Annotated in this window: 11 protein-coding genes and 2 pseudogenes; 8 read left to right on the top strand and 5 right to left on the bottom strand. The window is 72.8% G+C overall.

Annotation, left to right across the window (positions count from 1 at the left end; translation table 11 throughout):
• Both AB0F04_RS01670 and AB0F04_RS01665 read right to left on the bottom strand, forming a co-directional pair.
• Positions 1-1,404: a glutamine synthetase family protein gene (locus AB0F04_RS01670; RefSeq protein WP_362036588.1), complete on the bottom strand. Its 1,404-nt coding sequence runs from the start codon at positions 1,402-1,404 to the stop codon at positions 1-3.
• A 46-nt stretch (positions 1,405-1,450) separates the two neighbouring features.
• Positions 1,451-2,263: an SAM-dependent methyltransferase gene (locus AB0F04_RS01665; protein WP_362036586.1), complete on the bottom strand. Its 813-nt coding sequence runs from the start codon at positions 2,261-2,263 to the stop codon at positions 1,451-1,453.
• A gap of 447 nt (positions 2,264-2,710) precedes the next feature.
• On the opposite strand from AB0F04_RS01665, the gene AB0F04_RS01660 reads away from it, so the two are divergent.
• Positions 2,711-2,911 carry a hypothetical protein gene (locus tag AB0F04_RS01660; RefSeq protein WP_362036584.1) on the top strand — a complete coding sequence of 67 codons (201 nt, stop codon included), beginning with the start codon at positions 2,711-2,713 and terminating at the stop codon, positions 2,909-2,911.
• Positions 2,912-3,010: 99 nt separating this feature from the next.
• Here the strand turns inward: AB0F04_RS01660 and AB0F04_RS01655 are convergent, their stop codons facing one another.
• The gene (locus tag AB0F04_RS01655; RefSeq protein ID WP_362036582.1) at positions 3,011-3,826 is read right to left on the bottom strand and encodes a hypothetical protein; all 816 of its coding nucleotides are present in this window, start codon (positions 3,824-3,826) and stop codon (positions 3,011-3,013) included.
• A gap of 191 nt (positions 3,827-4,017) precedes the next feature.
• Here AB0F04_RS01655 and AB0F04_RS01650 point away from each other — a divergent pair, with 191 nt between their 5' ends.
• From AB0F04_RS01650 to AB0F04_RS01620, 7 genes and pseudogenes are all read left to right on the top strand, one after another.
• Positions 4,018-4,773: an XRE family transcriptional regulator gene (locus AB0F04_RS01650; protein WP_362036580.1), complete on the top strand. Its 756-nt coding sequence runs from the start codon at positions 4,018-4,020 to the stop codon at positions 4,771-4,773.
• A 52-nt stretch (positions 4,774-4,825) separates the two neighbouring features.
• Positions 4,826-6,139: pseudogene (locus AB0F04_RS01645) on the top strand (M24 family metallopeptidase); the annotation flags it as partial.
• Positions 6,140-6,390: 251 nt separating this feature from the next.
• Positions 6,391-7,368 carry a thiamine pyrophosphate-dependent dehydrogenase E1 component subunit alpha gene (locus tag AB0F04_RS01640; RefSeq protein WP_362036578.1) on the top strand — a complete coding sequence of 326 codons (978 nt, stop codon included), beginning with the start codon at positions 6,391-6,393 and terminating at the stop codon, positions 7,366-7,368.
• Positions 7,356-8,336, top strand: coding sequence for an alpha-ketoacid dehydrogenase subunit beta (locus AB0F04_RS01635; protein ID WP_362036576.1), 981 nt, complete (start codon positions 7,356-7,358; stop codon positions 8,334-8,336). Before AB0F04_RS01640 ends, AB0F04_RS01635 begins: the two co-directional genes overlap by 13 nt.
• Before the next feature lie 40 nt (positions 8,337-8,376).
• Positions 8,377-9,738 (top strand): amidohydrolase family protein, encoded by a 1,362-nt coding sequence (locus tag AB0F04_RS01630; protein WP_362036574.1) that lies wholly within the window; start codon positions 8,377-8,379, stop codon positions 9,736-9,738.
• On the top strand, positions 9,735-10,616 hold the full coding sequence (locus AB0F04_RS01625; RefSeq protein ID WP_362036572.1) for a cupin domain-containing protein: 882 nt from the start codon (positions 9,735-9,737) through the stop codon (positions 10,614-10,616). The genes AB0F04_RS01630 and AB0F04_RS01625 overlap by 4 nt, the downstream gene beginning before the upstream one ends.
• Entirely contained in the window at positions 10,613-11,302 is a 690-nt protein-coding gene (locus tag AB0F04_RS01620; RefSeq protein ID WP_362036570.1) for an SDR family oxidoreductase, read from the top strand. The genes AB0F04_RS01625 and AB0F04_RS01620 overlap by 4 nt, the downstream gene beginning before the upstream one ends.
• A gap of 19 nt (positions 11,303-11,321) precedes the next feature.
• Here the strand turns inward: AB0F04_RS01620 and AB0F04_RS01615 are convergent.
• Positions 11,322-11,969, bottom strand: a pseudogene (locus AB0F04_RS01615) (endonuclease).
• Positions 11,970-11,972: 3 nt separating this feature from the next.
• On the bottom strand, positions 11,973-12,317 hold the full coding sequence (locus AB0F04_RS01610; protein ID WP_362036568.1) for a DUF3140 domain-containing protein: 345 nt from the start codon (positions 12,315-12,317) through the stop codon (positions 11,973-11,975).
• Positions 12,318-12,350 lie beyond the last annotated feature (33 nt).

The raw sequence follows: 12,350 nt of genomic DNA, 5'->3' as shown, positions 1-12,350 counted from the left end.
TCAGTACTTCCAGCGGTACGCCGCCGCCACCCGGTCGTCGTCGAGTCCGGCGACGGACGCCAGCTCGCCGAGGCGCACGGCGATCACCGCGTCGGCCAGGACCGGGCCGAGGGCCGCGCGCAGGGCTACGTCCGCGCGGAACTCCTCGACGGCACCCGCCAGCGACTCCGGCAGCCGCCGCACCCCCCTGCCCGCCGATTCGGCCTCGCCCAGGTGAGCCGGGTCGCCGGTGGTCTCCTCGGGGAGGGCGGCGGACGAGGCCAGGCCGTCCAGCCCGGCGACGATCAGGGAGCCGATCGCGAGGTAGGGGTTGGCGGCCAGGTCGACGGGTTTGATCTCCAGGTTGGCGGCCCGGTCGCGCAGGCCCGCGGTCCCGGTGACGACGCGGAGCGCGGTCTCCCGGGTCTCACGCCCCCAGGCGGTGAACACCCCCGCCCACTGGGAGGGCCTGAGCCTGAGGTAACTGGCGGGGCTCGGCGCGGTGACGGCCGTGAGGGCGGGCAGGTGGGCGAGGATGCCGGCCGTGAACGACTCGGCCTCTGCCGTCATGCCGTACCGTCCCGGGCCGCCGGAGTGCAGGTTGGTCCCGTCGCGCCAGGCGGACAGGTGGACATGCCCGCCGTTCCCGACGCCCCGGCCCACGACGGCCGGGGCGAAGGACACCCGCAGGCCGTGCCGCCCCGCCACCGCGCGGACGGTCTGGCGGACCAGCACGCTGCGGTCGGCCGCAGCCACCGGATCGAGGGCCCCCACCGAGATTTCGAACTGGCCGGGCGCGTACTCGGGATGGACCTGCTCGACCTCGATGCCCTGGGCCGCGCAGGCCGCCAGCAGCTCGGCGGTGTAGTCACCGAGCTCGACCTGCCGGGTCGCCCCGTACGCAGGTCCGGTCGTCGCGGGCACGAACCCGTCGCCCGGGGCGTCGCCTTGGCCGACCGTCCACTCGACCTCGATGGCCGCCTCGAAGGTGAGGCCGTGCCGCTCGGCCGCCTCGGTGACGATCCGGCGCAGGAGCGTACGGGTGCAGCCGGGATGCCGGTCGCCGTCCTGGGTGATCCGGTCCACCGGCGCCCAGGCCCAGCCGGGCTGCCCCGCCAGGACGACGAGCCGGTCCAGATCCGGGTACAGGCGCAGATCGCCGTCGGGGGAGCCCAGGACGTCGGTGGCGACGACGGAGTCGTCGGCCAGGAACGTGTCGAACACCGGTGACATGCCGACGCCCCAGGCCGCCGCGGAGGGGAGCCGGGCCGTGGGGACGGTCTTCACCCGCGCGATGCCCGCGGTGTCGACGTAGGCCAGCACCACACCGTGCACACCCCGGCCGGCGAGCTCGCCGCTCAGCGCGGTGGCCCGCTCGACGTCGCCGGGACGGCCGCCGGGCACCGGATCTGCCAGGGTGGTCATGCGTCCTCCCGCGGTTGTCCGGACTTCTGCGACGAGGCCGGCGCCGTCAGGGCTTCACGGCCACCGCGCCGTACTGCGGTACCAGAACGGCAGATCCGGGCTCGGCGCGCCACTGGCCGCACGACACCATGCCCGGTTCGAGGAGCTGAAGGCCCTCGAAGAACGCGGCGATGTCCGCGCCGCTGCGGGCCGTGATCGGTGGAGTGGCGTTCTCGTTCCAGAATTGCATGGCGGGGATCTGGCCCGCGCCGCCCAGGTCCTCGTCGAAGGTCGGGTGGGTGAGGACCAGGAAGCTGCCGGAGGGCACCGCGGCCATCACCCGGCGCACGATGTCCCGGGCCTTGTCGACGTCCAGGACGAAATTGAGGATGCCCAGCATCATCACGGCGACGGGCTCCGTGAAGTCGAGGGTCTGCGCGGCTCGTTCGACGATGGCGTCCGGGTCGTGCACGTCGGCGTCGATGTAGGCGGTCGCGCCGTCGTGGGTGCCGGTGAGCAGGGTGCGGGCGTGCACCAGCACGATCGGGTCGTTGTCGACGTAGACGATGCGCGAGTCGGGCGCGAGCCGCTGGGCGATCTCGTGGGTGTTGTCCGCCGTCGGCAGTCCCGTGCCGATGTCGAGGAACTGCCGCACTCCCCGCTCGCCGGCGAGGAACGACACCGCCCGGCCGAGGAAGTCGCGGTCCGCCCGGGCGATGTCCCGGATGATCGGGAACATGCCGGCGACGTGTTCGCCGACCTGCTGGTCGACCTCGTAGTTGTCCTTGCCGCCGATCCAGTAGTTCCACACGCGCGCGTTGTGCGCCACCCCGGTGTTCAGTCTCGCCGACCCTCCCGAAGGGGTGTGGACATCACTCACGACTCGTCCTCTCCTCGCACGCACGACCCAAGCCGGTCATCGCCGTCATTGTGCCGCTCCGATGATCAGCTGTCCCGGGAATCGGCGGAGCGGGAACGGCGGTCGCGCCGGAAAGGAGCTTCCCGGCGTGCCGAACGGCGTAGCGGGGGCCGACTGGGGGCGCGGGGCGTGGGGCATGGGGCGTGGGGCTCTTCAGCCGGAGGTCACACCGGGTATGTGCTTCGCGACCTGGTTGACCGGTCCGATGAGAAGCCAGAGCGCGGCCGCACCAGCAAGCAGACCTGTCCAGGGGGCGTGCACACGTGAACCAGGCGGATTCCCGGACCGGCTCGGCGGTGCTTTCGGGGCGGGCCGTGCCGAGGTCGCCCGCGGCGGTCCGCTCGCCCCCGGATGCGCCGATCGGGCGCACCGCCCGTGCCCTGCACCCGCCGGGCTCGTTCGCAATGCATGAAGAAGATCATTTCGGCCGCCGCGCTCACCGCCGCCGCCCTCACCCTGGTCACCCCGGCCGCCCACGCCGCGCCCGTCTCCACCCAGCAGAAGCCGGTGGGCTCGGCCACTCGCGCCGACGGTCCCATCGCACCCGGCCTCAGCGAGCTCGTGGCGGTGGCGGCAGGCATCCTGAGGAACTACGGAATCACGCGCTGATACCCGCGAGCCGTCCGCTGAAGATCGCCTGGCTCCGTCGACGCCCCGTTGCCCGCACGCGGCACCGGGGCGCAGCAACCTCTCCGGGAGAGACAGCCCTCACGTGGGGCTCGCGGCGGGCGACTTCCCGGCCAGGACGTCCTCCAGCCGCTGGGTGCCCTGCTGCACCGCCTGCTTCACGGAGTCGTCCTCGCCCCCGTCGAGCCCGCCCGCCGTCACGGTGATCGCGTCGTCGGCGACCCGTACGGCGGCGACGTCCAGGGTCAGGGTGGCGTCGTCGCCGCCGGCCGAACCCCGCACCGTCACGCGCAGCCCCTGCCGGGCCTCGCCCACCTTGGGCACCGAGGTCTCGATGACCTGGACGGTGCGCTTGTCCTTGCCGTCGGTCACGGTGAACTGGTCGCACTTCTCCGGCAGGGTCGCCATCCAGTTCAGGGACTCCTGCGGATCGGTCCGGTCGTAGGAGGCGACCTGGTACAGCAGGCGGGAGTCGCCCTGCACGAAGCCGCGCAGCTCGGACGCGCCCGACGGCCTGCCCAGCAGATCGTCGTCGAACAGGGAGTCCATGAGCCGCTGGCAGTCGGACGCCTGGGCCTTGCCCGACACGAAGTCCGACACGTCGACCGTGCCGATGAGGAGGCTGTCGTGCCAGTTCTCCGCTTCCGTGTCCTTGACCTGCGTCCAGTCGTCCTCGAGGTCAGCCTCGGTGATCAGCGCGGTGCGCGCGGCGTCCGTGGAGAGGGTGGCGGTGGGGGAGGGGGTCTGCCGCATCCCGGCGACCTGGGACGCGGTGACGCCGGAGACCCGCGAGCCGTCGGCGCCGCCGTCGTCCGAGCAGGCGGCGGTGGAGAGCAGCGTGGCCGCCGCCAGCGAGGAGGAGAGGACGCGGACGAGCCTGGACGGACGACGGGCCATCGGGAGTGCCTCCTGAGAACGTGACGCGTGCCCTCAGCGCACCACCGCCACCGGCGGCCCACCACCGGCGTCGGACCGTTCGGGTGAGCGCCTCCGGAGGACCGGGGCGCGCCGGGGCTCTGGTGTCAGGGCCCGCGCGCGCTGTTCAATGAAGCTGCACACCTGCACGTCCTCCAGCAGAGGAGCCGCCCGTGCCCCCCGCCGTCGTGCCGCCCGTCGGCGCGCGCATCCGGCAGGCGCGCCTGGAGCGCGGGACGAGCCTGCGCGCGCTGGCCCGGGAGATCGGGGTGTCGGCGAGTCTCGTCTCGCAGATCGAGACCGGCAAGAGCCAGCCGTCCGTCAGCACGCTGTACGCGATCACCACGGCGTTGGGGATCTCGGTGGAGTCGCTCTTCGACGCCCGGGAGAGTGCGCAGACGATGATCCGCCGGAGTCTCCGGGAGGGGGCCGGGGAGGGCGTCGGGTCCGTGCCGCCCACCGCGTCTCGCGTCGCCGCGTCCTCTGCCACGTCTGCCACCGCGTCTCCCGCCACTGCGGCTCCCGTCACCGCGCCGCCGGCCGTGCCGCTCGCCCTCGCCGCGTTCGCCGCCGGGCCCGGGCGGCGGATCGGGCCGCTGGTCGCCGCGGGAGGGCGCGAGAGGCTGGAGCTGGACTCGGGGGTGGTGTGGGAGCGGCTCGGGAGGGTGCCGGGCGCGGAGACGGACTTCCTGCTGGTGACGTACCGGCCCGGTGGCTCCTCCTCCGGCTCGGGAGCGCTGATGCGGCACCCCGGCACCGAGTACGGCTATCTGACCTCCGGCGAGCTGATCCTCACCCTCGCCTTCGCGGAGTACACCCTGCGGCCGGGCGATTCCGTCTGCTTCGAGTCGACGACCCCCCACCGTTACCGCAACGATGGTGAGGTACCGGCGGTGGGCGTCTGGTTCGTGTCCGGCGATGTTCAGTGACGCTTGACACCCATCGCGCACGGGCGTTCACTCCGAAGTGGGGGTGGTCGCCATGGCGATCCGCACATACGGCCCCAACGCCGTCGACTGGGAAGAGCGCATCGACCTGGACCGGCTGCGCCGACAGCGGCTGGCCCGGCTGCACGAATCCCTGAACCACTCGGAGCTCGGCGCGGTGCTCAGCTTCGACTTCGCCAACATCCGCTACATGACGGCGACGCACATCGGCACCTGGGCGATGGACAAGCTGATCCGCTTCGCCCTGCTGGTCCGCGACGGCGAACCGGTCGTCTGGGACTTCGGCTCCGCGGCCCGCCACCACCAGCTGTACAACCCGTGGCTCGACCACAGCGACGGCGGGGGCGGGCCGCCCACCGGTGCCCGGGCCGGCATCTCCACCCTGCGCGGCGCCTTCCACCCGGACGCCGGGATCGCCGAGGACGTGGCGGCCAAGATCGCCGCGGAGCTGCGCGGGCACGGGCTCGCGGGTGAACCCCTCGGCGTCGACGTCGCCGAGATGCCGGTCCTCGCCGCGCTGCGCGCCGAGGGCATCGACGTCGTCGACGGGCAGCAGGTGTTCCTGGAGGCCCGCCGCATCAAGACCGGCGACGAGATCGCCCTGCTCACCCAGGCCTGCGCCATGGTCGACGCGGCCTACGAGGAGCTGTACGGGTACCTGCGCCCGGGGGTGCGCGAGAACGAGTGTGTCGGCGTGGTCAGCAAGGTGCTGTACGACCTCGGCAGCGAGTACGTCGAAGGGGTCAACGCGATCTCGGGCGAGCGCTGTTCACCGCATCCGCACGTCTACAGCGACCGCCTGGTCCGCCCCGGCGACCCCGCCTTCTTCGACATCCTGCACAGCCACCTCGGCTACCGCACCTGCTACTACCGCACGTTCGCCGTGGGCAGCGCATCGCGGGCGCAGCGGGACGCGTACGTACGCTGCCGGGCGTACATGGACGAGGCGATCGCCCTGGTCCGGCCGGGCGCCACCACCGCCGACATCGTGCGGGTCTGGCCGCGCGCCGAGGAGTTCGGCTTCGCCGACGAGACCGCCGCCTTCGCCCTGCAGTACGGCCACGGCGTCGGCCTGTCGATCTGGGAGAAGCCGATCTTCAGCCGTCTGGTCTCCCTCGACCACCCCGAAGTCCTGCAAGAGGGCATGGTGTTCGCCCTGGAGACGTACTGGCCGGCCGCCGACGGCTGGTCCGCCGCCCGGATCGAGGAGGAGCTGGTCGTCACCGCCGAGGGTTGCGAGGTCATCACCAAGTTCCCCGCGGAGGAACTGCTGGTGGCCGGCCGCAAGTACTGGACGGCGGGCGGGGAACTGAACACCCGGCGCGAGGCGCAGTCCCACCTCAACACGGGGCACCGCGTGCGGGCGGACACCGGGGAGCGCTCACCGGCGGTCACCCGGGAGGGTTCACGGGCGGACACCGGGCACGGCTCGCCCCAGGACACCGGGGAGCGCGCACACGCGGACACCGGGCACGGCTCGCGCGCCGACGCCGGGCACCGCGCACACGCGGACACCGGGCATCCCCCACCCGCGGACACCGGGGAGCGCTCACACGCGCACACCGCTCAGCGTCGGCGGACGAGCCACGGAGACCGCTGATGGACGCCACCGCGCTCCTCGACCGGTACGAGCGGATGAACGTCGTCCGCCGGACGGAGAAGGCCGCCCACGACCTGTTCCTGCAGGGGCTGGTGAAGGGCACCACACACCTCGCCGCCGGGCAGGAGGCGATCGCCGTGGGCGCGAGCGCCGCCCTGCGCCCGGACGACTACGTGTTCGCCACCTACCGGGGCCACCACCACGCCCTCGCCCGGGGCGCCACCCCCGAGGAGTGCCTCGCCGAGCTGATGAGCCGGGCGACCGGGCTCTGCCGCGCCAAGGGCGGCTCCATGCACCTGACCAAGGCGGCCACCGGCATGCTCGGCTCGTACGCCATCGTCGGCGCCCATCTTCCGATGGCCGTGGGCGCCGCCTGGTCCGCCCGGCTGCGCGGCACCGACCAGCTCGCGGTCGCCTTCTTCGGCGACGGCGCGACCAACATCGGCGCCTTCCACGAGTCGCTCAACCTCGCCGCCGTGTGGAAGCTGCCGGTGCTGTTCGTGTGCGAGAACAACCTCTACATGGAGTACACGCCGATCGCCGACGTCACGGCCGTGCCCCGCCCCGCGGCCGACCGGGCCCCCGCCCACGGCATCCCGGGCGAGGTCATCGACGGCAACGACGTCGTGGCGGTCGAGGAGGCGGTGGGGCGGCTCGCACGGCGCGCCCGGGCTGGGGACGGGCCCGCCGTGCTGGAGGCCGAGACCTACCGCCACTTCGGGCACAGCCGCGCCGATCCGGCGGCCTACCGTCCGGCCGAAGAGGTCGAACGCTGGCTGAAGCACGACCCGCTGGACCTCGCACGGGGGCGCCTGGCCGAGCTCGGGGTGAGTGCGGAGACGGTCGCCGGGGCCGACGGGCGGGCCCGGGCCGTGGTGGAGCGGGCCGTGGAGGCCGCCAAGGCCGCCCCGCCGCCCGATCCGCGTGAGGCGCTGACGGACGTGTGGGCGGACGGAGGTGCCGCATGGCGGACGTGATCACCTACCGGGACGCGGTCGCCGAGGGCATCGCCCGCGAGATGCGGCGGGACGCGTCGGTGGTGTGCCTCGGGGAGGACATCGGCGCCGCGGGAGGCGTGTTCAAGACGACCACGGGGCTGCTGGAGGAGTTCGGACCTGAGCGCGTCTGGGACACGCCCATCTCCGAACAGGCGATCGTCGGGGCGGCGATGGGCGCCGCCATGACCGGGATGCGGCCCGTCGCGGAGATCATGTTCTCCGACTTCCTGGCCTGCTGCTGGGACTACCTCGCCAACGAGATCCCCAAGGTGCGCTACATGACCGGCGGCCAGGTGACCGTGCCCCTCGTCGTGCGCACCGCCAACGGCGGCGGACTCGGCTTCGGCGCGCAGCACTCCCAGGCGACCGAGAACTGGGCCCTGACCGTCCCCGGGCTCAAGGTCGCGGCACCGGTGACACCCGCCGACGTCGTCGGCATGCTGGCGGCGGCGATCCGCAGCGACGACCCGGTGGTCTTCTTCGAACACAAGGGGCTGCTGGCGACCAAGGGCCCACCGCCGCCGCCCGGGCACGTCGTCGAGCTGGGCCGGGCCGCGGTCGTCCGCGAGGGCGGCGACATCACGCTCGTCGCGCTCGCCTCCATGGTCCCCCTGGCCCTGAAGGCCGCCGACGTCCTGGCAGGGGAGGACATCGAGGCCGAAGTGGTGGACCTGCGCTGCCTCGTCCCGCTCGACGCCGCGACCCTCCTCACGTCGCTGCGCAAGACCTCACGGCTCGTCACCGTCGAGGAGAACCCCTACCAGGGCGGCTGGGGCGCCACCGTCGTCTCGGTCGTCGCCGACGAGGGATTCGGCCTGCTGGACGCGCCGGTGCGGCGGGTGGCGGGGGAGTGCGTCCCGCTGCCGTTCGCGGACGCACTGGAGGAGCAGGTCATCCCCACCGTCGACAAGATCGTCACGGAGGTGCGCCGGCTCGCCGCGTACTGAGCCGCCCACCCGCACCGAACACCCCATGGGAGGAAGCGCGATGACCACCAGGACACTGCTGCGCTCCGGTCACGTGATCTCGATGGACCCGGGCATCGGGGACCTGCCCCAGGGGGACGTCCTCGTCGAGGACGGCAGGATCGCGGCCGTCCAACCCGAGATCAGCGCCGACGCCGAAGTCCTCGACATGAGCGGCCACATCGTGATCCCCGGCTTCGTCGACACCCACCGCCACACCTGGGAGGCCCCCATCCGGGGCGTCGCCCCCGACGCCACCCTCGACGACTACTTCGTCGACATCCTCGACACCTTCGCCCCCCTGTACACCCCGCAGGACGTGTACGCCGGCAATCTCGCGGGCGCGCTGGAGTGCCTCAACGCCGGGATCACCACCCTCGTCGACTGGTCGCACATCAACAACACCCCCGAGCACCCGGACGCGGCGGTCCAGGGCCTGAGGGAATCCGGTATCCGGGCGCAGTACGCGTACGGCAGTGCCAACACCTCCCTCGCGGATTACTGGTTCGAGAGCAGGATCCCGATCCCCGCGGACGACGTACGGCGGATCCGGTCGACGCACTTCGCCTCCGACGGCGGCCTGCTGACCATGGGCCTGGCCACCCGCGGCCCCGGCTTCTGCCTCGACGAGGTCGTCACCGCCGAGTGGGCCATGGCGCGCGAGCTGGGCCTGCCGATCACCGTGCACGTGGCCATGGGGCGCCTCGCCGGCCGCTTCGGCATGGTGAAGCAGCTCCACCGCCTGGGGCTGCTCGGTCCGGACACCACCTACGTCCACAGCTGCCACCTCAGCGGGGAGGAGTGGCAGATGGTCGCCGACAGCGGTGGCATGATCTCGGTCGCGCCGCAGGTGGAGCTGCAGATGGGGCACGGCTGGCCACCCGTGATGCAGGCCGTCGAGTACGGCCTGCGGCCCGCGCTCAGCATCGACGTCGTCACCACCGTGCCCGGCGACATGTTCACCCAGATCCGCGCGGCCTTCGCGGCCGAACGCGCCCGCGTCAACGCCGACTGCTGGCAGGCCAACATGCCCGTGCCCGACACCATTCTGTCAGCACGTCAGATGCTGGAGATCGCCACCGTGAACGGCGCCCACGTCGCCGGTCTGGAGGACCGCACCGGTTCCCTGACGCCCGGCAAGTGCGCCGACGTGGTCGCGATCGACGCCACCGCTCCCAACGTCGCCCCGGTGCACGACGCGGTGGCCGCGGTGACCCTGTGCGCCGACGTCTCCAACGTGGACACCGTCCTCGTCGACGGCGTGATCCACAAGCGCGACGGCCGGCTCCTCGGCGACACCGCCCGCGCCCTGCGGCTCGTCGACGAGTCCCGCGACCGGCTCCTCGCGGCGAAGGAGGCCAAGGGGGCGAAGGCTCCGGCATGACCAGTCACCTGGTGCGCCACGCCGCCGACCTGCCCGAGCCGCCGTTCGACGGCCACGGGTACCGGCGCCGGGCGCTGGTCGGCGAGGACGACGGCAGCGTCCACACCGGCTTCGGGCTGTGCGAACTGCTCCCGGGCGGCCGGGTGCCCGCCCATGTGCACGCGTACGAGGAGAGCTTCCACCTCCTCGACGGGGCCGTGGTCCTCGACCTGCCCGAGGGTTCGTACCGGCTGGAGAAAGGCGACTACGGCCTGCTGCCGACCGGCGTCCCGCACGCCTGGCGCGGAGCCGGCGACAGCGGCGGCCACTGGGCGGACATGCTGGCCCCGGTGCCGCGCGCCCGCTACGGGCACGACACCCAGGCCGTGCCGGACCTGCCCGCGCGCGAGCCGGTCCGGGTGGACGTACGCGACCCGCGCACCCGCGGCTTCGGCCGGTTCGAGCCGGACCAGATGGATCCCGGCAGGCAGTCCCAGGAGCTGCTGGCCGTCACGGCCAGCATGCGGACCGCGCTGCTGGTCTACAGCGGGATCACGGTGAAGATGATGATCGACGGCGAGCTGGGCGCGGTCGCCTCGACCATGTTCATGGTGCAGTACGCGTCCGACGGGGTCATCGGCACCCACGACCACCCCTTCGAGGAGACGTATCTGATCCTGGAGGGCGTCGCGGAGGCCACCCTCGACGGGGAGCGGTACCGGCTGGGGCCCGGCGACGTGGCCTGGGCGGGCGCCGGATGCGTGCACGGGTTCGTCAACGCCGGGCACGACCCGCTGCGCTGGCTGGAGACACAGGCGCCGCAACCGCCGTCACGGCACTCGTACCGATTCACGCGGGACTGGGACTACCTGCGCGCGGCACTGGAGGAGAAGTCATGAGCAGTGTGCTCGTCGTCGGCGGCACGTCCGGGATCGGGCTGGAGTTCGCCCGGTCGCGCGCCGGAAACGGAGACGACGTGGTTCTCACCGGCCGCGACACCCAGCGGGCCGAAGCGATCGCCAAGGAGGCCGGCGCCCGGGGGCTCGCCCTCGACCTGGCACGGCCGCTGGAGATCGCGGCGGCCCTGGCCGGTATGGGGCGCGTCGACCATCTGGTGATCGCGGGCGTCTCCCGGGACGACAACAAGGTGACCGACTACGACATCGACGCCGCCCTGCGCCTGGTCACCCTCAAACTCGTCGGGTACACGGAGGTCGTGCACTCGCTGCGCGGCCGTCTGCACGACGACAGCGCCATCGTGCTCTTCGGCGGCCAGGCCAAGGAACGCCCCTACCCGGGCGCGACCACGGTGGCGACGGTCAACGCGGGCGTGCGGGGCCTGATGAACTCCCTGGCCGTCGAGCTCGCCCCCGTCAGGGTCAACGCCGTGCATCCCGGTGTCGTGGGCGACAGCCCGTACTGGCAGGCCAAACCCGAGAAGGTGCTCGCCGCCCTGCGCACGGAGACTCCCACGGGGCGGCTCGCCGCGATGGCGGACGTGGTGGACGCGGTGGACTTCCTGCTGCGCAACCGGTCGGTCAACGCCGTCGAACTGACGGTGGACGGGGGCTGGTTGCTGGGGTGAGCCGGTCGCGAGGGTCCCGTCAGCCGGCGCGGCGCAGGGCGTCCTGCGCCACCTCCTTGTCCACCGCCGCCCGTACCAGCGCGGCGGCGAGGACGGCCGGGTCGGTGTCGCCGGCCAGTGCGGTGAGGCGCTCCGGATCCCCGGGCAGGTTCAGCCGCTCGGCACCCTGGAGGGCCTTGGCGTCCAGGTAGGGGGCCGCCTCCGGCCAGACGCCCTGTGCCTCGCGCAGAAAGATGTCGGCGCCGGCGGGCCCGATTCCGGGGAACTCCTGGAGGAGCCGGCGCAGTTCGGGGACTTTGCCGTCCGCCTCCCGGCGCAGCCGCCGCAGGTCGCCGCCCCACCGCTCGGTCAGCAGCTCGGCGGCGTGACCGAGCTGGGTGGACGTCCGTTCGTCGTAGCGCCGGTAACCGCCCCGGCCCAGCGCGTCGACCCGTTCCTGCTAGGAGGCCCGCGCCATACGCCGCGGATCGCGCAGCCCCGCCTCGTGCAGCGCACGGGCGGTGGCCAGCGCGATCGAACCGCGGATGCGGGCACTGAGCAGATGGGACAGCACCAGCAGCCGGTACAGCGGCTGGGGCGTGTCCTTCAGCCCGATGCCCGCCTCCTCGGCGTACGTCCGGCCGTGCGCGCCGACGAGTTCCCGCACGACGCGCTCCGGGCGGTCCACGGACTACCCCTTCAGCGGGTCGTGCCCGACGGTCATCAGCCGGTGCCGGCGACGGGTGTCCTCGGCCGTCACCTCGGGCACGGGCTCGTTCTCGAGGTCCACCTCGTCGGTGACCTTGTCCACGACCTTCCGCATCACGCGCAGGTCGTCCTCGGTCAGGTCGGTGCGCCGCTTCTGGAGGATGGCCAGGACGTGCTGCCCGGTGGCCGGGCCCGCCCGGTCCGGCAGCGGCTCGGTGTCCTCGTCGGCGTCGCGGACCCGCAGCCACGCCGCGAGTTCCTGCGAGGTCATGTTCACCACGCGGTGGAAGTCCTCCCACAGCGCGTCGAGTTCGAGGGCGTCGGTCATCGCCTGCCCCTTTCCGTACGTGGGTGCTCCGTG

Source organism: Streptomyces sp. NPDC029041 (assembly GCF_040637515.1).
In the GTDB taxonomy this organism is placed as follows: domain Bacteria; phylum Actinomycetota; class Actinomycetes; order Streptomycetales; family Streptomycetaceae; genus Streptomyces.
The sequence above is the reverse complement of the archived record's forward strand: the minus strand, read 5'-3'. Positions and strand labels throughout refer to the sequence as shown.

What these genes read in the sequence shown, in the direction of transcription:
- AB0F04_RS01640 (WP_362036578.1), top strand. Translation starts at nt 6,391, where the DNA reads ATGGACGCCACCGCGCTCCTCGACCGGTACGAGCGGATGAACGTCGTC.
- AB0F04_RS01655 (WP_362036582.1), bottom strand. Translation starts at nt 3,826, where the DNA reads ATGGCCCGTCGTCCGTCCAGGCTCGTCCGCGTCCTCTCCTCCTCGCTG.
- AB0F04_RS01660 (WP_362036584.1), top strand. Translation starts at nt 2,711, where the DNA reads ATGAAGAAGATCATTTCGGCCGCCGCGCTCACCGCCGCCGCCCTCACC.
- AB0F04_RS01635 (WP_362036576.1), top strand. Translation starts at nt 7,356, where the DNA reads ATGGCGGACGTGATCACCTACCGGGACGCGGTCGCCGAGGGCATCGCC.
- AB0F04_RS01610 (WP_362036568.1), bottom strand. Translation starts at nt 12,317, where the DNA reads ATGACCGACGCCCTCGAACTCGACGCGCTGTGGGAGGACTTCCACCGC.
- AB0F04_RS01620 (WP_362036570.1), top strand. Translation starts at nt 10,613, where the DNA reads ATGAGCAGTGTGCTCGTCGTCGGCGGCACGTCCGGGATCGGGCTGGAG.
- AB0F04_RS01670 (WP_362036588.1), bottom strand. Translation starts at nt 1,404, where the DNA reads ATGACCACCCTGGCAGATCCGGTGCCCGGCGGCCGTCCCGGCGACGTC.
- AB0F04_RS01625 (WP_362036572.1), top strand. Translation starts at nt 9,735, where the DNA reads ATGACCAGTCACCTGGTGCGCCACGCCGCCGACCTGCCCGAGCCGCCG.
- AB0F04_RS01630 (WP_362036574.1), top strand. Translation starts at nt 8,377, where the DNA reads ATGACCACCAGGACACTGCTGCGCTCCGGTCACGTGATCTCGATGGAC.